Genomic DNA, 20,912 nt, shown 5'->3' on the forward strand with positions numbered 1-20,912 from the left:
CCCCTTACCCCTGCCGGTCGGTCCGGCAGGGGTAAAGAATCCCATGAACCCGTTTGACAGCGTAAAAATCACCGCACATGGTACAAACCCCGTCTTTGGACGGCCGGGAGTCTTCTTTATAGGCCCTTGCCTTTTCAGGGTCCAAAGCCGCGTCAAATTGTTTTTCCCAGTCCAGATCCTTTCTGGCCAGCCCCATGGCCTGATCTGCCTGTCCTGCGCCGGAAATCCCCTTGGCCAGATCCCCTGCATGGGCCGCAATTTTTGAGGCCATGATTCCCTCTTTGACATCATCCATTGACGGCAGGCGCAAATGCTCTGCAGGCGTAACATAACAGAGGAAGTCAGCTCCGTGCATGGCGGCCAGGGCCCCGCCAATGGCCGCAGTAATATGATCGTACCCGGGCGCAATATCCGTGACCAGAGGCCCTAGCACATAAAAAGGGGCATTGTGGCAGAGCTTTTTTTCAAGCCTCATATTCATCTCCACCTCGTGAAGGGGCACATGGCCCGGCCCTTCGATCATTACCTGGACATTTTTCTGCCAGGCCCTTTGGGTCAGTTCGCCCAGGGTGATCAGCTCCTGGATCTGGGGGGCATCCGTGCTGTCCTGAATAGCACCGGGCCTGAGGCCGTCGCATAGGCTGATGCAGATATCATGCTGTTGGCAAATGTCTAAAAGCCGGTCAAAATGTTCATAAAACGGATTCTCATTCCCGGTTTTGATCATCCACTCGTAAAGAATGGCACCGCCCCGGCTGACAATCCCGCAGACCCGGGGATTGTTTTTAAGGATGGCCGAGACCTTGAGGTTGAGGCCGGCATGGATGGTGACAAAATCAATCCCGTTTTCCCCGTGGATTTCCACGGTTTTAAACCAGTCATCAATACCAATCTCTTCCACCGGTTTTTGGGTTCGGGTCAGGGTATCGGAGATGGGCACACTGCCGATCATCACCGGCACTTGGGCCACCAATCGTTTTCTGAATCCCAGGGTATCCCCGGAGACGCTCAGGTCCATAATGGCATCGGCCTTGTACTTTAAGGCCAGCTTTGCCTTGTTCATTTCAGACTCAAAGGAACATACATCCTTTGACACCCCTAAGTTCACGTTGATCTTGGTCTTAAGACCCAGCCCCACGCCCGCGGCCCTGAGATTTAAATGATTTTTATTGGCCGGGATCACAATAGATCCGGCGGCCACCCGGTTCATGAGCTCTTTTCTGTCAATCGTTTCATTTTCAGCCACTGTTTCCATCTGGGGGGTGAATATGCCTTTTCTTGCCGCATCCATCTGGGTGGTATAGGTCAGTTTCATTTTTATTCTCCTAAAATTTTACGAATCTCATTTAGCCGGCCCGAAATATCGCTGGCACCGAGAATCTCTGTCACCAGACAGAGGGTTGTGGCACCGCAGTCTGCCACAGATTTTAAATTATGCCGCTTGATCCCGCCAATGGCCACAAAGGGTATGGACAAATTGGCAACCACATGGTCCAGATAGCCCAACCCAACGGCATCACAGACATCCGCCTTGGTCCGGGTGGCAAATATGGGACCCACCCCGATATAGTCTGCCCCGTCGGCCACCGCCTGGGCCGCCTGTTCAGGGGAATGGGTGGAGCAGCCCACCATGAGATGGGGAGCTGTCTGTTTTACCCGGGCCACGGGCAGATCCTCCTGTCCGAGATGGACCCCGTCTGCCTCCGTGATCAGGGCAATGTCCAGAAAATCATTCACAATAAAGGGCACACCGGCATCGGCTGTTATTTTCCGGATCTCCATGCACTCGGCCAGCATATTTTTTCTATCTTTTTCATGGGCCTTTTCCCTGTACTGAAGGATATCGACGCCTCCGTCCACAAGGCGTTGTGCCATTTCTACATTGGTTCGCCCCAAAGAAAAGGACTCGCCTAAAATACCGTAAATTCCCTCCGGAAATTGAATTGGTTTTGTCATTTTAGTTTTCCTTGTTCAAATTTGATTTAGGGTCCCTGGCCCGGTCCATCTCCGTTAAAACAACGGCGGCCATGAGGGCGGCAATCATGGCCACCTTGGGCGGGAATAAAGGCGCGTTTTTCTCGTCTGTTGAAAAATCGCCCACAATGTGACAAATGCCCATTTTTTTTATCCTGACACAGGTCATATCCCTTCCGGCAATACCCGAAGCTGAAACCACAGGGATGCCGGCACCGGCCAGTTCCTCGACCAGCATCTTTTTGGCCTGGGCATTGTCAAGGCCTTCCACCACCAGACTGCAGTCCTTGAAAATACGAGTACAGCCTCCCGGTATTAGCTTTTCACGGACAGGTTCGATGGCCATGGCCGGAAAAATATTTTTCAAATTTTCTTCAAGACAGTCCACCTTGAACCTTCCCACCTGGTCAACCGTATAAAACTGGCGGTTCAAATTTGAAAAATCAACCCGGTCAAAATCCACGGCCTGGATACTTAAAACCCCTGCCTGGGCAAGGTGACGGGCCACATTGGATCCGATGCCGCCCGCACCGGCAATGCCGACGATCATCTTAAAAGATCTCCCAGTCTTTGAACACAGGCTGACACCCGGCCGCCCGTATCATACAGGCCACATCATCCACACTTCTGGTGTCCGTGATCTCAAACTGGACCGTGGTCTCCTGCTCCAGACCAGGGTTCGAAGGGACTGAATACCCGCCCACATCGGTTTTGGACCCGGCGGAATACCGGGTGGCTCCCAGATGGATGAGCTGGTCCCTGAAAGCTGCCGACTCCCTTGTGGATACATTGATTCCCACCCTGGGCATGAACAGACGCCAGGCCAGCATGGTCTGGACAAACCCCGTGTCGGAATGCAGATTTTTCGGGGCAATTCCCCCGTCTGCCCGGGTCATCCTAGGCAGGGAAAGGGAGACTTCCACATAGGGAAACGCCCTTTCCAGAAATCTGGCATGAAGACCGGCCATAAAGGCTTCGGACCGGGGATCCCCAATGCCGAAAAGGGTGCCGATATTCAGGGCCCGGAACCCGGCCCGGGCGCCCCGCTCCGGGGTCAGCAGCCGAAAGGCATAATCCGACTTGGGGCCCTTTGGATGAACCTCCCGGTACAAGTCTCTCTCATACACCTCCTGGTAGACGGTCAAAGAATCTGCCCCGGCCTTGTTCAGTCGACCATAGTCATCCTCGTCCATGGGAAAAAGTTCCAGGGCAACAGAGGAAAAGTATCGGGTCAGCAGGGCCACCGCCTTTTCAAGATAATCCAAAGGGGTCTTTGCCGGCGCCTCTCCTGTAAGAACCAGGATATGACGAATGCCCAAACCAGAGACCGCTTTTGCCTCTTGCTCAATCTGCTCAAGGCTCAGCCGGGTCCTCGGAAAATCGGTTTTTGAATTAAATCCGCAATAGGTGCAGTGGTTAATACAAAAATCCGAGATATACAGGGGGGCGTACAGACCGATGGTCCGCCCAAAATACTGAACGGCCAGCGCACTTGCCTTTTGGGCCATGGGCTCTAAAAAATCCGTTGCCGCAGGCGACAAAAGGTTGAGCAGGTCCCTATGATCCAGGCAATTCATCTGTCCGGCCCGGGCCAGGCTGGCACCCACAGCTTCAGGGGTAACAGAGGCAAAATAGCCCTGAAAATCAAAAGTTTGATACTCGTCTGCCAATTGCATAAAAGACATGATTACCCCCTTAAAAACCCGGTCAAAGGCGAGGAATCCCGGGCCGTGGCGGATTGATCCCCAAGTTTTGAAATATAGGCCATTCGCCCGGCCTTTACGGCCAAGGCAAAGGCCTGGCCGGCCAGGGCCGTATCCTGGGCCGTGGCAATGGCCGTATTGACCAGGACCCCGTCTGCCCCCATTTCCATGGCACAGGCTGCCTGGGAGGGTCTGCCGATACCGGCATCCACAATCACCGGCAGCCGGGAGGTGTCAATGATTCGCTGGATCATGGCCGCCATCTCAAGCCCTTGGTTGGAACCGATGGGCGAGCCCAGGGGCATGACCGCCGACGCCCCTGCATCGTGAAGCTGGCGGGCAATGGTGATATCCGGCATCACATCGGGCAGGACAATAAATCCTTCTTTGGCAAGGATATTCGTGGCCTCAAGGGTTTGATGATTGTCCGGCAGAAGAAACTGCATGTCGGTGATCACTTCGATCTTGATAAAATCTCCGCACCCGGCGGCCCTGGAAATTCTTGCGATGCGGACAGCCTCCCGGGCGGTCCTGGCACCGGAAGTGTTGGGCAGCAGGGTCACGGAATCCAGAATCTTGGCCAGAATATTATCCTGGGCTCTGGCCTTTGGATCCACCCGTCTCAGGGCCACGGTGATCAACTCTGACCCGCTGGCTTCGAGCATGGGGGCAATGAGATCTTTTGAGGCAAACTTGCCGGTCCCTGTGAGCAGACGGCTGGAAAAGGATTGATCCCCTAAAATTAATCGGTCTTCCATGATTCAACCTCCCCCTACAAAATTGAGCAGTTCAACAACATCCCCGTCCTGAATAGGGATATGGGCCCAGCAATCGTGTTTAACCACATTAAAATTATGTTCAATGACCAGGGAAGACGGGTCCAGGCCCATGTCCGTGACAAGGGCGGCAAGATCGGGGATATCCGTATCCAGGTCAGCCCCGTTAAAAACAATTTTCATAACACCTCCAATGAATTAATGGATGTTTTACCGGGGATGGACCATGGGGAATAATACAGGCAGGCATAATACAAGAATGCATTATGGTCATGATACACTTTCCCTACGCCGGTATTAACCGTATCAGGTTCCAAGGGTTGAAGGTTTCCCTTCTCTCAGCAAGGATAGCACCCCCAGTGAACGTTCAGGACCATATATGATTTAAAATACCCTGTCAAACTGAAATATCAGATATCAGCTTCCCAAGAGAGTGGATCATGGAGATAAGGCAGGACAGGTCGCGGAATATGGAGGTTAGACCGCATATTTCACGAATCGATTTTGCTTTAGCTGCCAGGCGTCAGGCCGTGAAGCCCTAGTGACTCTACTGCGAACGGTCTGCAACGCCGCAGATGAGGTAAAATCGGTTCGCCCGAAGGGTAACCACCCTTGGAATTGGCTTGGCAGATAATTATAACCTGCTGTATTTAAAATAATTAATACCCAATTCCTTTAAATTGTCAGTTTCTGACCTTCAGGTTATGAAATATTCGGGTTAGACCAGAGAATAGACCCGGACAGGATCTTCTTTCCCCTTAACAGAGGCCTCGGGCATGGGGGTAAAGCTGTATTTTCCCTTCAGGGCATATCGGATATCTTCGCTGACCAGAATGTCGGTCTTAAACTCCTTGGTCAGATCCTGGATCCTGGAGGCCAGGTTCACGGTGTCACCGATCAATGAATAGGCAGACCTGTAGGTGGATCCGATATTGGCGGCCAGGACAGGTCCTGTATGAATCCCCACCCCGTGGGCGATGGAGGCCATGCCCTTATCTGCAAACCGCCGGTTCAGCAGTTCCAGCCGCCCCCGCATTTCCAGGGCGGTTTTTACGGCGGCCTCTTCATGGCCCTTTCTTGCCACAGGCGCGCCAAACACGGCTTCCACCTCATCCCCGATAAACTGGAGGATCAACCCCCCGTTCTGGTCAATGGCCCGGGAAATTTCATTAAAATAGGAGTTGAGCATATAAATCAGCTCCTTGGCAGGGGTGACCGCCACCAAAGGGGTGAAATTCCTTAAATCGGCAAATAAAATAGTGGCCTCTTTTCTCTCCCCGGCCAAAGGGATTTTGCCGGTGAGAATCTCGTCCCTGATCCGCCGGTCCACGTATTTGCCGAAGGTATCCTTGATCAGCTCCCGTTCCATCAGCCCCTGATTCATTAAGTTGAGCATTTCTCCGGCAAACCCGATCTCATCATTGGTAAATATCTTGACCTTGTGGGAAAAATCGCCGTTTTTTGCATGGGCCATGACCCGGATGATATCTGCCACCGGCTGCCTTAAATGGTGAAGCACCAAAAAGGATAATAAAATGGAAAGAACCATGAAAATGGCGCTTTCCTTGGCAATGGTATTTTCAAGATGCTGGAGCAGGGTGGCCAGGGTCATCTCATCCATCACCTCCATCTGTTTAAACCGGTGGATGGTCAAATGGATAAACGAGAGGGGGACCAGGGAAACGGCAAACAGCAGGGCAATGAACCTCACCCGAAGACTGATGGATCTTGCCCCCTTGACCTTGGACAATCCCCCGTTGGGGAAAAACAGAGGAATCCGGGTATGCTGGGACACATGCTCCACCCAGAAAAAAGCCAGGGTCACGGTAATCAGGCCGGACCCCAAACCGATACGCAATCCCCCGGGAGATCCTGCCGACCAGAACATAAATGATCCCAGGGCCCAGACCACGGTATCCATGATCACCACAAAATAGGGTTCGTTAAGGACCCGGCACCTGGCCCGTTCCAGAACGGCCGGGTCAGGCCGGGTCCCCTGGTGGAATTCGGTCAGGCATTTTCGAATGGACCGCTCATACCCGATGGTCAAAACGGACATGACCACGGCGCAGACCGCGCCATAGGAAATATCCAGGTAACTCACCAGGATCAAAAACTGTTCAGAGGCATTCCCGGCCCGGTTCATGAAAAAAACATTGGTCATCCAGTCCCCCACGAGCAGGGCAAGGGCATTGCCCAGGAGTACCTCATTGGCAACGTAGAATCTGTAGAATTTATTTTTTATCAGCCTGGCAGGATCCATATCATAAGATTTATCGATCACTTCCGGTTGTTTGTAAAGGGATAAGTACAAAAATATTGACCTTTGGCTCTCCCGGGTATAATTTATCCCCTAAAATTGGTTAGAAATTTTCAGCCAACGGAACACGGTGTAATTCCGTGACGGTCCCGCCGCTGTGATGGGAAATATCTGTTCTGCCATGCCACTGGTTTTCCGGGAAGGCGCAGCACAGGTCCAAGGCCCTAAGTCAGAAGACGAGCTGAAAATTTCGTGTGTAAAACTTGATGGTAAAGGGTTTTGTAAGATTCATCTCTTGCAGACCCTTTTTTGGGTTTAGCAAGGAGCTTGTCTTGGCAAACGCACGCAAAGCGATTGTCAACAAGACAGCCAAAACATAGCGAGGAAACTATGGCAACACAATTGGAATCTGCCCGCAAGGGCAAACTCACCCGGGAAATGAAAGCCGTGGCCCAGGCCGAAGGCCTGTCCGAGGCATTTATCCTGAATCATGTGGCCAAGGGGGAGATCGTCATCCCCTGCAATCCAAACCGGAAAAGCCAAAACATCGTGGGCATTGGCACGGGCCTGTCCACCAAGGTCAACGCCTCCATCGGCACCTCTTCGGACATCTGTGATATCGGCCAGGAAGAGGCAAAGGCAAGAGCCGCCCAGGACGAAGGGGCAGACACCCTCATGGAATTGTCCGCGGCCGGGGACATGGACAGGATAAGGCGATCGGTCCTGGCCGCAACAGACCTGCCCGTGGGAAATGTTCCCCTGTACCAGGCCTTTAAAGAGACCATTAAAAAATACAAAAACCCGGCCAAACTCAACCCTGAATATCTTTTTGATCTCATTGAAAAACAGCTGGATGACGGGTTAAGCTTTATGGCCATTCACTGCGGGATCAACCTTTACACCATTGAACGTCTGCGAAGGCAGGGCTTCCGCTACGGCGGGCTTGCCTCCAAAGGCGGCACCTATATGGTGGCCTGGATGGATATCAACAAAAAGGAAAACCCCCTTTACGAACAATTTGACCGGGTCTGCGCGCTCATGAAAAAATATGATGCCGTCCTCTCTTTGGGCAACGGGATCCGGGCAGGGGCCATCCATGACAGCCACGACCGGGCCCAGATGGCTGAGATGATCATCAACTGCGAACTGGCACAAATGGGAAGAGACAAGGGCTGCCAGATGATGGTCGAAGGTCCGGGCCATGTCCCCCTGGACGAAATTGAGGGCAATATCATGCTGGAAAAACGGATGTCCGGCAATGCCCCCTATTATGTGCTGGGCCCCATTCCCTGCGACACTGGCGCAGGCTACGACCATATCACCGCCGCCATCGGGGCGGCCTCCTCCGCCCGCTTCGGGGCAGACCTGGTCTGCTATATCACCCCTGCCGAGCACCTGGCCCTGCCCGGGGTTGAGGACGTGCGAGAAGGGGTCAGGGCCACACGCCTTGCCGCCCGAATCGGGGATATCTCCAAATATCCCCATCGCCGTGAAAATGAAAAACAGGCGGCCATGGCCCGGCGGGACATGCGCTGGGACGATCTTGAAAAATATCTGCTCTTTCCCGAACTTGCCAGAAAAATCCGCGAGGAAAGGGCGCCCGAACAAAAAGAGACCTGCACCATGTGCGGGGATTTTTGCGCCATGAAAAAAGGGATGGAAATATTTGAAAAAGACATCAAAGAAAAGAGGTGAATTATGTCATTACTTGAACAGACCATAAACCAAATTCCCAGCCTGGATCAAAAGGCCCTGGCAGCGGCCAAAGACCGGCTGGCAAACCAGGCCCGTCCTGCCGGCAGCCTCGGGATCATGGAAGAAATTTCAGCCCGGCTGGCCGGTATCAAAGGCACCATAGACGTCCGTCTGACCAACAAACGGATCATCACCTGTGCCGGAGATCACGGGGTGACCCAGGAAGGGGTCAGCCTCTATCCTGCGGAGGTCACGCCCCAGATGGTATTGAATTTTGCCGGTGGCGGGGCATCGGTAAATGTCATCGGGGACCATGCAGGCGCCATTGTCAAGGCAGCCGACATCGGCGTCAACTATGACTTTTCCCCTGACCTGCCCATCTTCCACAAAAAGGTCAGGCACGGCACAGGGAATTTCGCCAAAGAGCCTGCCATGACACGGCAGGAAGCAATCCTGTCCATTGAGGCCGGCATTGAAATTGTTGAAGAACTGAATGCCCAATCCCCTGTGGATCTTTTGGGTACAGGGGACATGGGCATCGGCAACACCACGCCTTCCACAGCCATTATTGCGGCATTTTCCGGCCTGCCCGTCAAAACCCTCACAGGCCGGGGCACAGGCATTGATGATGCCGCCCTGGACCATAAAATCGCCGTGATCCAAAAAGGCCTGGACCTGCACAAGCCCGACCCAAGAGACCCCCTGGATGTATTGTCCAAGGTGGGCGGCCTTGAAATCGGAGGCCTTGCCGGGCTGGTCCTGGGCGCTGCCGCCCGGGGCATCCCTGTGATCTGTGACGGGCTGATCTCCACGGCCGGCGCCTTGATTGCCTGTGAACTGGCCCCGGCGGCAAAACAATATCTCTTTGCCAGCCATAAATCCGTGGAAGCAGGCCATAAATACATGCATGACCGCCTGGGCGTCACCCCGCTCATTGATTTGCAGTTTCGCCTGGGGGAAGGCACGGGCGCGGCCCTGTGTATGGAACTTTTAGATCTTTCCACAAGAATTCTGGCCGACATCAAAACCTTTGAAGAAGTCGGAATCGCCCAGGCAACTGACTGAGCCTTTAAAATTATCTGACATCCAAAGTGCCCCGGCTTCACAGGGGCACTTTGGATTTTTTACCTGAAACCAAAATTTTTCACGTCTTGCTTTTTGAATCAAAGTTTAATATGCCTTAACTCAGGTGTATCCTCGTACCACCAGGGAACAAACCATCTTTCTTCTCTGCATTCTTCTTCCCACAAGTTCCCGCATCTAAATCCATGGAGGTGGAACCATGCTATTTCAATACTGGCTGAAATCCAGGGGCAGGACAGAAGATGCCCTTCAACTGATCCATTACCTCAAGGAAAACAAAATCCTCTTTCCTGAACAGGAAGAGACCTTTGAGGCACTGGCATCTCAAATTGATGCATCAAAAGCGGAGGCATCGGTCAAAACCGAGTTAAAAACCCGTGCAAAAAAGCTCTGGGCCCAATTCAAAGCCGAGCCGGTCGCCCACCCCGAACTGCGCTATTGGCTGGGAAAGATCTTGACCCGGGATGTGGCCTTGTGCGGAATTGTTGTTTTTCTCATCTGGACGGTGGCCTCTTCCATCAGCAATGACTCAAATATCTTAAGCCAACTTGCCGACGTTAAAACCGCAAGGGGGCTGATCACCTTTATTTTTGCCCTTGGCACCATTGGCACGGCCCTGGTCATTACCATTTCTGTGTTTACCTCCAACCGGCTGCCCGAAGAGAGTAAGGAACGATTTTACCGGGCCAAGGAAATTTTGACCATTCTCATCGGCATCCACTCCCGGCCAGGAAGGGATATTAAGCCTTTCCGAACCCCTTGTCTCCCCGGACAAACTCATTGCCGGTAAGGCCTTTACCCTTGTCAGCCAGGCCAAAGGCGGAGCACCGCCCTATGTATACGCCCTGAAAATCACCCAGGACCCGCACCGGGAAATTAAAAAAATATCCGGCCACACCCAGGAGGGTCTGGTGCTGAGCCCCCTGACCCTGGACCAAGGCAGTTATCTCATTTCCCTGACCTTGACGGATGCCCGGAAGGAAAGTACCCAAAAGGATAAAAAAATCATTGTAAACAGTGGGGAGTGACAAGGGGCAGCAGCTATCCCGCCTCTAATAATCAGGATTCAAATTTGCCTGCAAGGCGCCAGAGCGCGAAGCTGTAATAATTTTACTGCCAACGGTCTGTAAGGCTGCAGATCATGAAATATCCAGGCTGAAGAAAGAAGACCATGGCAATACGTTCGGCAGTAAAATCTTTGGGGCAAATCTTAAACCGCACGGTCCGGGTCAGGGGGTTTCAATTTCCCATGTCTGAGCGTAAAGGCCCAAACCACCCAAATGAGGCGATTAAAGAGGGCTGCGAGAATAAGATAAGCAGATCCTTTGAACAAAAAATCACCCCGGCCCACAGAGAAGAAAAGTTTAAATTGGTATTTTTTTCATGGCAGAAAACCGTTCATCATTTATTAAGCTTTAGGACAACAACAAGGAGATCTAAAAATGACAAGCGCACTTAGAGATGCCGTCCAGACCATTGGCAACACCATTGTGGACCTGAGCGAATTAAAGGTCCAGACCATTATCGGGGACGTCAATCTGATTCTGGACAAAAAAAAGCTGGTGGATCTTGAAAGCCTCTTAAAACCGGCAGGTGCGGAAGCCACGGCCCAGGCCAGGCTCCACCTGGTTTTGGATACCACCATCAAATTTGACGGGGATTCCATCAATTTTATTGATCCCCAAAAAGTCAGTCCTGAACTCATAGAACTGCACAAGGGAGCAGTGACCACAGGCCTGCTCCAGCGCCAGGGACTGGTTGAAATGTTCAAAGGCCTGATCCTATGACCCGGGGCCTGCCTCAATATCCAAAAACGGAGGACAAGAATTGGAAAACCCTGGATATCACGGATCAATACGCCCAGTTTGACCGTCTGTTGATTCAGGCCAGAAAAAAATCACTCTTTGAGACCCTGCCGGACAGTCCTGCAGCCGCCATGACCCGCGAGTTTAAAAAACATGGCCAAGCCATGGCTAAACAGCTCTGGCTGCTGGGCTACCTGGAAGCTGAGGATAAACACCAGGCCAGAAAGGCATTTCACCGGGACAGAAAAAATTTTTTAAACTCTGCTGCCCGGTTCCAGAAAGAGGCCGGTCTGAAACCGGATCGATGGACAGGAAAAAAAACAAGGGCGGCCCTGACCGCTCTGGTCAGCTTTGAAACGGACCATCTGGATAAAAGATGGCTGGACGCGCCCCATGAATATCCCGCAGTGATGCGGGCGGCCCAGTGCCGGCTTTTTGTCCTGGGCCTGGCGGCTGAACGGCCGGGCAAATCCTTTTCACTCATCGCCGTCAACGACTTGAACAAATTCAAGCGCCTGGCCATGGCCCTTGGCATGGTTACCCTGGAACAAGACCAGATCAGGCATTTTATGGATACCCGCACCCCAAGCCCTGCCCTCCTGGGGCTCATTCTTGACCAGGACTGCCTGATCAAGGCTGTGGCCCGGTCCTGCCGGCCAGGAGCCTGCGGCCTTGAATTCAATATCCCCTCCAGGAAAAGCCATGGCAGACATTTGCCCCAGGCCTACCAGATCAGACGATTTTTAACCCGCCTGGTCCAGGTGGAGTTCTGGCTCATGGGATATCAAATTCCCCTGGCTCAAATGCTTGAATACCCGGTAAAAGGCATTGACACAAAAAATGACCAGGACTGCAACCCTGAATTAAAAACCTGCCTGGCGGATTTTGCAGGCCTTGCCCAAAAAGCAAAAAAGACCTGGGCCAGAGAAATCACTCCGGAACTGTTCACAGCCTTTGATGACGCCTATGAAAACCAGGATGATGAAAAAGTGTTATCCCAAATCAACTCAAGGCTCCAACGGCCCCGGGAAATTGAACGCGCACTGGAACAGGGGAAAAAGCTCCACCTAAGGCTCTGGGATGGTATCAAACGGGTGTTGCGCTAGATCAGGCAGGCCCTTAAAAAAACCCTTCACACCATCCTGGACCTGGGCAAAAATATTGCCCGGTTTTTTTATGCCCGGGCCCTGGCCTGTTTTGACACGGTAAGGCAGGGGATCAGAATCGTTGTCAATGCCCTGGCCACCCTGGACGGGACCGCTTATCAGGCCCCGGGAATCTCCCTTGATCTTTCCTGCGACGGGGATGTGGTGGTGGGGCTGTCAGATATGACCTGTTTTGCCAAAGCCGACAAGGCCATCACCCTGATCCGCCTCAATGCAGAACGGTTCTGCCTGGCCGTCCGGATCTGCACCATGATTCTTTCAGGACTTGTAAATGCCGTCCTCTCCCAATGGGCGGCCCTGGCCAAGGTCTTGTTTGACAATGCCCTGACCTGTATTGATTTAATTAAAAACATTGATCAACTGGAAGATAAAATCCAGGCATTGTCCCATGCCTAAAGGAGGTTCTCTTGCCCAAAACCATTAAACGATTAGAACCGGATCCGGATGTCATCCGTGTCCAGACCCTTTTGTCCGCCAATGGATATTTTAAAAACCGAATCCCTGAACACGGGATATTTGAACTGATCACCTTTGAAAATGTCCAGCTCTTCCAACTTCAGCATGTGGATAAAAACGGGGCCCCCCTGACCCCGGACGGGGTGGTCGGCCCCAAGACCTGGTGGGCCCTGTCCCATGCCAGCGGGGAATTCCAAAAAAATCATTTCACCCCTACCCCCCCCAGGGGCTAACCCCCGCCCGCTCCCGGCTTATTGAGCTCCTGCTTGAGGAACATGAAAAACCGGTATTTGAGGTGCCGGACGGGTCCAACCGGAGCAAAGATATTGACTTGTACTGGGGCAATTCCGGAATCAGGGGCTATCCCTGGTGCTGCGCCTTTGTCTCCTGGGCCCTCTACCAGATCCTGGGATTTTACCCCATCCAGGGCAAACACCACGTGGGGGTCCAGGCCATGTGGCAGGCTGCCGTCCCGTATCAACCCTGAAATATTTTATTGACTGCATCCAAGACGGTCAGTCCATGGATTTTTCAAAAAAAGAACTTGATCTAGACCCGGTAAACCGTCATACCACAAGGTAAACTAAACATCATTGAATCTGGAGGTTGGATGAAAAAAAGTCTTTTTTCCCTTTTGATCCTCGTTCTTGCCCTGTGTTTCGCAGACCTGGCCATGGCCGGAATGTACACCTGGAAAGATAAAAACGGGGTCACCCATATCAGCGATGCGCCGCCCACAGCAGAACAGGGCAAGGTCAAGATCACCCACCCCGATATTTCCCCAAAACCAGACCCCCGGGTCCGGGTGGAAATCTTTACCACCTCCTGGTGACGGTATTGCAAAGAGGCAGTTGCCTTTCTTCGTTCCAACAATATCAAATTCATTGAATACGATCTTCAAAAACAACCGAGCGCGGCAAAGCGGATGAGATCCTTAGGCGGAGGGCGGGGCGTGCCTTTTGCCCTGATCAACGGCCAGAAAATCCGCGGATTTTCAAAGACAGCCTATCAAAACGCCCTTGGGATTTAAGTCATGATGGTATTGCTCCCAAAGGGATGTTTCTACAAAGTTGACACATCAGTGTTTAAAAAAAATGATACTTTGTATAAACAACTTTTCAACCCAAAACAAAGGATTAAAATATGGAAATAGTCATTAAAAAGTTGGGCAACCGTTTAGCCGCCAGTATCCCGGCAGCCATAGCCAACTCTTTAAAAATTGAAGTGATCACAAAATAAAAATTGAAGCCCAGGGGGGCAAGATCATTTTAACCCCGGTTAAAGACGTAACGTATAATCTTGATGATCTTTTAAAAGACTGCCCAAAGAAGCGGTTACGCCCGAGGAGAAAGACCGGAAGTGGTTAAACAGCCCGCCCATGGAAAAAAAGATATGGTAAAAGAATAAATTCCCCAAAAAGGGGATCTTGTATGAACGAATTTTGATCCGGCATCCGGGCATGAACAAAAAGGCAAAAGGCCCCTGCTGAAGTTTTAGGCAAGGTTAAATCACTCTTAAATTAATTGCCCATCTGCCTGCCCCTATTCCACCGGAGGGGGAATTTCAAGCTCCTCTTTTTCCAAATGCTCCTTGATCCTGGCAATGGAAATCACCTCTTCTTTACGGGCCGAAGGGGTTAAAAAAGACTTGAGTTTCTTGTCCAGCACCCGAGGATGAATATCCGAAGCAATGGAGACCACCCCTTCGGTGATAATACGCTGAAGCAAAAGTTCCTGGCTGGTCCGCTCCCGGATATTGGCGGCAATGGGATAACAGATCATGTTGGCCAGGATGACCCCGTAAAGGGTGGAGGTCAGGGCAATGGGAATGGTGGCCATGAGCGTGGCTGAATCCCCGATGCCCCCGAGCATGCCGATAAGACCCACCACAGATCCCACCAGTCCGAATGCCGGGGCCACGTCTGCCATGGTCTGGAGAAGCCTTAAATTTTCATCCCGGCGTTTGCGAAAAAAATACATCTCCGCATTCAAGGATTCCCTGATCTGTTCCGGGGTGTAATTGTCCACCATCAGCCCAATGGCCCGGCGCAGAAAAAAAATCGTGGTCTCTTCCTCTTCTTTTTCAAGGGATAAAATCCCCTTTATCTTCCGTTTAATGGAAAGATCCACCAGAATCTTGACAATGGTATCTGAATCCACGGCAGGCCGGGTATATGAGGCTGAAATCACCTTGAACAAAATCTTAACCCGCTCCATGCGAAACCCGAGAAGAACTGCGGTGCAGGTACCGCCCACCACAATGATAAGCCCTGCCAGATTCAGATAAAGCCCGATATTGCCGCTGAAAAAGAATCCCAGACAAAAAAGAAGAAAACAAAAAACCACCCCGATGATATTCTGCTTGCCATGGGTCCATACGTCAACTTTTGAGTTCTGTGTTATATCCTGGTAGTCCTGGTCCACCGTGTGTCCCCTTTATTTTAAGTTTTCCAGATAAGGCCTTTGTTTCATGAGTACAATCTCCACCCGTCGGTTCAGACGCCGGTTCAATATGCTGTTATTGGGCCTTACCGGCTGGTGCCAGGCATGGGCACTGATAAAAAACCGCTCTGCCGGTATCCCTGTTTTTTCAATCAAAAACCTGACGGTTTGTGTGGCCCTTGCTGCGGACAACTCCCAGTTGGTGGGATATTTTGCAGAATGATTGGGCATGGAATCTGTGTGCCCGGACACGTTGATGATATAGTTGTTGCTTCTCAAAACAGACGAGATCTGCCAGAGCCGCTCCCTTGCCTAGGGCCGAAGATCTGCAAGCCCTGTATCAAACAAAAGGTCCCCGGCAATGGAGATCCGCACAGCCTTGTCCGAAACCATGTCCACCCGCATGGAATCATCAACAAACTCATCTAAAAAGGCCTGTTTGGCCCGGTCATAAATGTCCGAAGGATTATGCAGGGCATCCACGTCCATAACCTTACCGCCCCCCTCGCCCCCGGAAACCCTGCTGCCCCCGGGCCCCTCTCCCAGAAGCAGTTCCCGGTTGCCGGCCTGGTAAACATAGAGCACGGTAAACAGCACAAACATGGTCATCATCAAATCTGACCAGGAGACCGACCATTTATCCCGTTTGCCCACCACATCATCCACCAGCAGATCCTCTCCATAGGGGTCAAACTGGTCAGACGCAAAAAAACCGGTGGATTCCCTGGTTTTGCCAGGTTCATCACCGGTTTGATTTTTGTCTGCTTCTATTTCATTGATTGCCATGCCATGCTCCAGCCTTTGGGGTAAGACAGCTTAAAAGCCCGTTCCAACCCGGCTTCAAGCCCATGACATGTTTTAGGCCATTAAGCCCATAAAAATCAAGGTTTTATTCAACACCCCCTGATTTTCATTTTGCGACCGTCTCCGGCGCAATCCTGCAAGCCCTATAATTCCGCATCCCATAAGGATTGATGTAGAAGTGATGGGCGTGTGTATGGGGGCTGCTTCGTAGGACAGAAAAAACTTGTGATGTTAAAGTCTTCGACATGGTGCCAGAGAAAATTCTCATGAAACCCGATGTTAAACACCAGGGTATTCTCTCCAGGGTATAAAAGACCTGAACCATCGTAATTCCAAAGCCCGGAGCTGCCCTCATCGACCAGAGGTTCAAAGTTGGTGCCGTTAATGGAAAAATAAGTATCACTATCCCACCTCATTGGACCAAAGTGGTTATAGCTCATATTTATATTGGCCAGCCTGATGCCATTGGGTAAAAGTTACATAAACCTGGGTCTGGTCATTAAAATCAGAACCATCGCTGTTGCCAAATGAGAGTACGCTGCCTGCATTAAAGGCCCCAAGAAGGTCAACGGTTGCAGCACAGGCATTGAGAGCCGCTGCAATTAAGATTAACATTTTTTTTGAACATTCTGCTTTTTCTTATTTTTTCTTTACTGACAAATCACTTTTACAATTCGCTCAGCAGCCCTACCATCCCAAAATTGAGGTTTTTGTCCGGTTTTCCAAAAATTGGACAGTATTTTTTCAAATGATGTGATCATTTTTTCTTTTGACGTCCCCATCAACTCATTGGTTCCCTGGGTCACGGTGATAGGCCTTTCCGTATTCTCACGAATAGTAAGACAGGGGATGCCAAGGGCTGTGGTCTCCTCCTGAAGGCCGCCGGAATCGGTCAGGGCCATACGGCTGTCTTTCCATAGGTTTAAAAACTCCATGTAGGAGAGGGGTTCTGTCAGTTCAATATTGGAGCCCGGGGTGATATTAAAGGCTTCCATGTTTTTCCTTGTTCTGGGGTGGATGGGGAAAATCAGGGGGAGGTTTTCTGAGATCTGATTCAGGGTGTTAAAAATCCTTTCAAGGGTCTTTTTATCATCCACGTTTGAAGGCCGGTGAAGGGTGACCACCCCGTATTCTTTATGTACTTTTTTAAATTCGCTGGTGGGAAAGCTGACCGTATCCATGGATTCCAGTTTTTTCAATTGGAAAAACAGATTGTCTATCATTACATGGCCCACAAAATGGATTTTCTCCTGAGGTTTGCCCTCTTTAACCAGATTTTCCAGTCCCTGTTCTTCGGTGACAAAGAAAAGATCAGATATGGAATCTGTCACCATTCGGTTGATCTCTTCGGGCATGGATAAGTCAAAGGAGCGAAGTCCTGCCCTCAATGCAGAGTTTTTTGGCCACAATGGAGCAAGCCAGGGTGGAGTTAACGTCTCCCACCACGATCACAAGATCGGGCCGGTCTTTTTCACAGATTTCTTCAAAACCGGTCATGATTTTTGCGGTCTGCTGAGCATGGGAGCCGCCGCCGGCACCCAGATGATAATCCGGATTCCGGATGCCAAGCTCTTCAAAAAAAACATTGCTCATGTTGGCATCGTAATGCTGGCCCGTATGAACGATTTTATATTCTATTTGGTCTTGGCAATTATCAAAGGCCCGGGCAATGGGGGCAATTTTCATAAAATTGGGTCTGGCCCCGGCAATGAGAAAAATTTTCATTTAAATGTATCCTTGCTGGCTGAGATAAAGCATAACCTCCTGGGCAGCTTCATCCGGGGTAAGATCGGTGGTGTCGATTCGCAGTTCCGGGGTGGGCGGATTTTCGTAAGGGTCGTCAACTCCGGTAAAATCCTTGATCAGCCCAGCTCTTGCCTTGGCATACATGCCTTTTCGATCCCTTTTCTCGCATTCTTAGATAGGGGTTGCCACATGGACTTCAAAAAATCCGCCATGGGTTTCAATGGCAGATCTGATCCCGGCCCTTGTTTTTTCATATGGGGCAATGGGGGCGCAGATGGCAATGCCGCGGTTTTTCGTGATTTCCTGGGCCACAAAGCCGATGCGCCTTACATTGATGTCCCTATGCTCCCTTAAAAAATTGAGCTCGGATGAAAGGTTACGCCTTACAATATCCCCGTCAAGAAGGGAGACCGGCCGTGTGCCGATTTCAAGGAATTTGGCATATAAGATCTTGGCAATGGTGGATTTTCCAGCGCCGGACAGACCGGTACAAAAAATGGTAACCCCCTGGGAAGACGGCGGGGGATATGATTTTTGAAGTTCCTTGATCACTTGCGGAAAAGAGGCCCAGGAAGGAACTTTTTTCCCGGCCCTGATCCTTTTTTGGATATCTGTGCCGGTAAAAGAAATGGTGTCCACCTTTTGGGGGACTTCATGGGAAAACCTGAACTCGTCCTCAAAGGGAAGATAAACCATTTCATCAAAGGAGATCACCTCTATGCCCAGCTCGTCCGAGGCCTGCCTGGCATATTGGGTGGCCAAATCATACTCGTAGAACGGGGTATCATTACTGTCATTGCCCGGAGAGGCATGGTCATAACCGATGACAAAATGGGTGCACCCGTAATTTTTCCCGATGACCATGTGGAGCAGGGCATCCCTGGGCCCTGCCATTCTCATGGACAGGGGCAGAAGGTTGACCATGCAGGAATCAGGGGGGTAATTGGGCACGACCTTCTGGTAGCAGCGCATCCTTGTATAATGGTCAAAATCCCCCTGTTTGGGGATGCCTGCGGCTGGCAGTAAAAGCAGGTTGGCCTTTGCCCGGCCCATGGCCTGGAGGGTCATTTCAAACTGGGGCCTGTGGATGGGCTGGCGGGTATAAAATCCCACAGTTCTTTTCCAACCCATTTTACGGAGGCGGTCGCGGATCTCAAAATGTGTCTGCCTCATCTGCCTAAAATCAGAATGGATGGGCAGGTTCATTGCACGTATCTCTCCGCCGATATAAAAGTTTCCGGATCGGGTGCAAAGATAATCCACCCCGGGATGGGCCTTGTCTAAGCTGCCATAAATTGATAGGGCCTCTTTTTCAATATCAACGGGCCAGATATCTTCCACAGTCATGATGCCCAAAGGGAACCCTTCTGTATCCCGCAACGCCACGGATTAACCCGTCTCAAGGGTGTCGGCAAAGCTTTGGGTTACATCCAGACAGATGGGAAGGGGCCAGAGTTCTCCTGATTCCAGGCGCATCCGGTCAAAACAGACTCATAATTGATCTGGCCCATAAAACCTGACAAGGGATGAAAGGCCCCTGTGGCAAGCATCTCAAAATCACTGATCTGCCGGTCATTGAGAATGACATCCGGCATGGTTGTGAGCAGGTCCTTGAGCAGGGTGTACTCTTTTTTGCCCACAAGCAGATCCAGTGGGTCTGGGTTTAATTTTGTCAAATTTAGTATTCTCCGGAATATTCTATTAGAGCCGCCAGAAGGTCACCCCTGTTTTTTCAACCGCCTTGAGATCCAGAACCGACTTCACGTCAATGAGGCAGCCTTTAGGAACGAGTTTTTGGGTCAGGCTGTCCAGGGGCTGATCCTTGTACCAGGCATGGGGCACGGCCAGGATGAGGGCGCCCAGGTCTTTAAGTTCTTCCCAGGGGCTTAAGTTCACCCCATAGTAGGCCTCGGCTTCACCAGAATCTGCCATGGGATCATGGACAATGGTTTCGCACCCATAGGATTCAAGTTCCTGGATGATGTCCACCACCCGTGTATTTCTCAGGTCCGGGCAGTCTTCTTTGAAGGTCAAACCCAGAACGCCCACCCGGGTCCCTTTGATGTGCTGGGAAGAGGCTATCATCATTTTAATGGTCTTTTCCACCACAAATTTGCCCATGTCATCGTTGATCCTGCGGCCTGCCAGGATGATCTCGGGATGGTAGCCCTCGGTCTGGGCCTTGTAGGTGAGATAATAGGGATCCACGCCAATGCAGTGGCCCCCGACCAGGCCGGGAAAGAACTTTAAAAAATTCCACTTGGATCCGGCAGCCTCAAGCACATTTTTGGTATCTATGCCCAAACGGTCAAAAATCAGGGCCAGCTCGTTCATCAGAGCGATGTTGAGATCCCGCTGGGTGTTTTCAATGACCTTGGCAGCTTCAGCCTCTTTGATAGTGCAGGTTTTGTGCACCCCTGCCTCTACAATGGATTCATAGAGGTCTGCCACCTTTTCAAGAGTATCCTCGTCATCCCCTGATACCACTTTGACGATCTTGGTCAGGGTGTGCTCCTTGTCTCCTGGATTGATCCGTTCAGGGGAATATCCCACATGAAAGTCTTTTTTCCAGGTGAGATTGGATTCTCGTTCAAGGATGGGCACGCAGATATCTTCGGTCACCCCGGGATAGACCGTGGATTCAAACACGACGATACAGCCTTTTTTCATAACACGCCCCACGGTGGCAGCAGCACTTTCCACGGGAACGAGATCGGGCCGCCTGGCCTGGTCAATGGGAGTGGGTACTGCCACAACGATCATGTCTGCATCAGACATAAGGTTGGGATCTGTGGTGGGGATAAAATATTTTGCCTGTTGAAATTCCTGTGCAGAGACTTCGCCTGTGGGGTCTTGATGGGCCAGACTATTGTCCACAATGGACTGCTTTAAATCAAACCCGACGGTGTTAAATTTCTGTGCAAAATGAACGGCCAAAGGAAGGCCCACATAGCCCAGCCCCACAACGGCAATTTTTGTATCTTTATTCATGGTTTGCGTGTT

At 51.3% G+C, this 20,912-nt stretch carries 22 protein-coding genes, 2 pseudogenes and 2 riboswitches; of the genes and pseudogenes, 10 read left to right on the forward strand and 14 right to left on the reverse strand.

Annotated features, from left to right (window positions below):
• Positions 1-4: 4 nt before the first annotated feature.
• The 7 genes from thiC (HUN05_04220) to HUN05_04250 all read right to left on the reverse strand — a co-directional run bounded on the left by thiC (HUN05_04220) (position 5) and on the right by HUN05_04250 (position 6,767).
• Positions 5-1,315, reverse strand: a complete 1,311-nt coding sequence (gene thiC, locus HUN05_04220; protein ID WDP84450.1) for a phosphomethylpyrimidine synthase ThiC — start codon at positions 1,313-1,315, stop codon at positions 5-7.
• Positions 1,316-1,317: 2 nt separating this feature from the next.
• Positions 1,318-1,956 (reverse strand): thiamine phosphate synthase, encoded by a 639-nt coding sequence (gene thiE / locus HUN05_04225; protein ID WDP84451.1) that lies wholly within the window; start codon positions 1,954-1,956, stop codon positions 1,318-1,320.
• Position 1,957: 1 nt separating this feature from the next.
• Entirely contained in the window at positions 1,958-2,524 is a 567-nt protein-coding gene (thiF, locus tag HUN05_04230; GenBank protein WDP84452.1) for a sulfur carrier protein ThiS adenylyltransferase ThiF, read from the reverse strand.
• 1 nt (position 2,525) lies between these two features.
• Positions 2,526-3,659 carry a 2-iminoacetate synthase ThiH gene (thiH, locus tag HUN05_04235; GenBank protein WDP84453.1) on the reverse strand — a complete coding sequence of 378 codons (1,134 nt, stop codon included), beginning with the start codon at positions 3,657-3,659 and terminating at the stop codon, positions 2,526-2,528.
• Between the two features lie 2 nt (positions 3,660-3,661).
• Positions 3,662-4,435 (reverse strand): thiazole synthase, encoded by a 774-nt coding sequence (locus HUN05_04240; protein WDP84454.1) that lies wholly within the window; start codon positions 4,433-4,435, stop codon positions 3,662-3,664.
• Positions 4,436-4,438: 3 nt separating this feature from the next.
• A complete protein-coding gene (thiS, locus tag HUN05_04245; GenBank protein ID WDP84455.1) occupies positions 4,439-4,636 on the reverse strand; it encodes a sulfur carrier protein ThiS in 198 nt (65 codons plus the stop codon).
• Positions 4,637-4,718: 82 nt separating this feature from the next.
• Positions 4,719-4,821: riboswitch (TPP riboswitch) on the reverse strand.
• A 350-nt stretch (positions 4,822-5,171) separates the two neighbouring features.
• A complete protein-coding gene (locus HUN05_04250; GenBank protein WDP84456.1) occupies positions 5,172-6,767 on the reverse strand; it encodes a hypothetical protein in 1,596 nt (531 codons plus the stop codon).
• A 29-nt stretch (positions 6,768-6,796) separates the two neighbouring features.
• A riboswitch (cobalamin riboswitch) is annotated at positions 6,797-6,974 on the forward strand.
• A gap of 129 nt (positions 6,975-7,103) precedes the next feature.
• Between HUN05_04250 and thiC (HUN05_04255) the strand changes: the two genes are divergently transcribed.
• The 10 genes from thiC (HUN05_04255) to HUN05_04300 all read left to right on the forward strand — a co-directional run bounded on the left by thiC (HUN05_04255) (position 7,104) and on the right by HUN05_04300 (position 13,948).
• Positions 7,104-8,408, forward strand: a complete 1,305-nt coding sequence (thiC, locus tag HUN05_04255) for a phosphomethylpyrimidine synthase ThiC (protein WDP84457.1) — start codon at positions 7,104-7,106, stop codon at positions 8,406-8,408.
• 3 nt (positions 8,409-8,411) lie between these two features.
• Positions 8,412-9,473 carry a nicotinate-nucleotide--dimethylbenzimidazole phosphoribosyltransferase gene (cobT, locus tag HUN05_04260; GenBank protein ID WDP84458.1) on the forward strand — a complete coding sequence of 354 codons (1,062 nt, stop codon included), beginning with the start codon at positions 8,412-8,414 and terminating at the stop codon, positions 9,471-9,473.
• Between the two features lie 217 nt (positions 9,474-9,690).
• On the forward strand, positions 9,691-10,281 hold the full coding sequence (locus HUN05_04265) for a hypothetical protein (protein ID WDP84459.1): 591 nt from the start codon (positions 9,691-9,693) through the stop codon (positions 10,279-10,281).
• A gap of 652 nt (positions 10,282-10,933) precedes the next feature.
• Positions 10,934-11,278 carry a hypothetical protein gene (locus HUN05_04270; GenBank protein WDP84460.1) on the forward strand — a complete coding sequence of 115 codons (345 nt, stop codon included), beginning with the start codon at positions 10,934-10,936 and terminating at the stop codon, positions 11,276-11,278.
• Entirely contained in the window at positions 11,275-12,402 is a 1,128-nt protein-coding gene (locus HUN05_04275; protein WDP84461.1) for a hypothetical protein, read from the forward strand. Before HUN05_04270 ends, HUN05_04275 begins: the two co-directional genes overlap by 4 nt.
• A 207-nt stretch (positions 12,403-12,609) precedes the next feature.
• Entirely contained in the window at positions 12,610-12,858 is a 249-nt protein-coding gene (locus tag HUN05_04280) for a hypothetical protein (protein ID WDP84462.1), read from the forward strand.
• Positions 12,859-12,869: 11 nt separating this feature from the next.
• Positions 12,870-13,151, forward strand: a complete 282-nt coding sequence (locus tag HUN05_04285; GenBank protein WDP84463.1) for a peptidoglycan-binding protein — start codon at positions 12,870-12,872, stop codon at positions 13,149-13,151.
• Between the two features lie 62 nt (positions 13,152-13,213).
• Positions 13,214-13,405 (forward strand): hypothetical protein, encoded by a 192-nt coding sequence (locus HUN05_04290; protein ID WDP84464.1) that lies wholly within the window; start codon positions 13,214-13,216, stop codon positions 13,403-13,405.
• A 123-nt stretch (positions 13,406-13,528) separates the two neighbouring features.
• Entirely contained in the window at positions 13,529-13,750 is a 222-nt protein-coding gene (locus tag HUN05_04295) for a DUF4124 domain-containing protein (protein ID WDP84465.1), read from the forward strand.
• A gap of 42 nt (positions 13,751-13,792) precedes the next feature.
• Positions 13,793-13,948, forward strand: coding sequence for a hypothetical protein (locus tag HUN05_04300; GenBank protein ID WDP87920.1), 156 nt, complete (start codon positions 13,793-13,795; stop codon positions 13,946-13,948).
• Positions 13,949-14,459: 511 nt separating this feature from the next.
• Here HUN05_04300 and HUN05_04305 read toward each other — a convergent pair.
• The 7 genes and pseudogenes from HUN05_04305 to HUN05_04335 form a co-directional block, all read right to left on the reverse strand.
• A complete protein-coding gene (locus HUN05_04305; protein WDP87921.1) occupies positions 14,460-15,320 on the reverse strand; it encodes a MotA/TolQ/ExbB proton channel family protein in 861 nt (286 codons plus the stop codon).
• 33 nt (positions 15,321-15,353) lie between these two features.
• Positions 15,354-15,638, reverse strand: coding sequence for an OmpA family protein (locus HUN05_04310; protein ID WDP84466.1), 285 nt, complete (start codon positions 15,636-15,638; stop codon positions 15,354-15,356).
• 33 nt (positions 15,639-15,671) lie between these two features.
• A complete protein-coding gene (locus HUN05_04315; GenBank protein ID WDP84467.1) occupies positions 15,672-16,145 on the reverse strand; it encodes a hypothetical protein in 474 nt (157 codons plus the stop codon).
• A 447-nt stretch (positions 16,146-16,592) separates the two neighbouring features.
• The gene (locus HUN05_04320; GenBank protein ID WDP84468.1) at positions 16,593-16,778 is read right to left on the reverse strand and encodes a hypothetical protein; all 186 of its coding nucleotides are present in this window, start codon (positions 16,776-16,778) and stop codon (positions 16,593-16,595) included.
• Between the two features lie 35 nt (positions 16,779-16,813).
• A pseudogene (gene wecB, locus HUN05_04325) lies at positions 16,814-17,888 on the reverse strand (UDP-N-acetylglucosamine 2-epimerase (non-hydrolyzing)).
• Positions 17,889-19,504: pseudogene (locus tag HUN05_04330) on the reverse strand (bifunctional sulfate adenylyltransferase/adenylylsulfate kinase). It lies immediately after the preceding pseudogene.
• A gap of 106 nt (positions 19,505-19,610) precedes the next feature.
• Entirely contained in the window at positions 19,611-20,900 is a 1,290-nt protein-coding gene (locus tag HUN05_04335; protein ID WDP84469.1) for a nucleotide sugar dehydrogenase, read from the reverse strand.
• Positions 20,901-20,912: the final 12 nt, after the last annotated feature.

Origin of the sequence: Desulfobacter sp., from assembly GCA_028768545.1 — a bacterium.
GTDB lineage: Bacteria > Desulfobacterota > Desulfobacteria > Desulfobacterales > Desulfobacteraceae > Desulfobacter.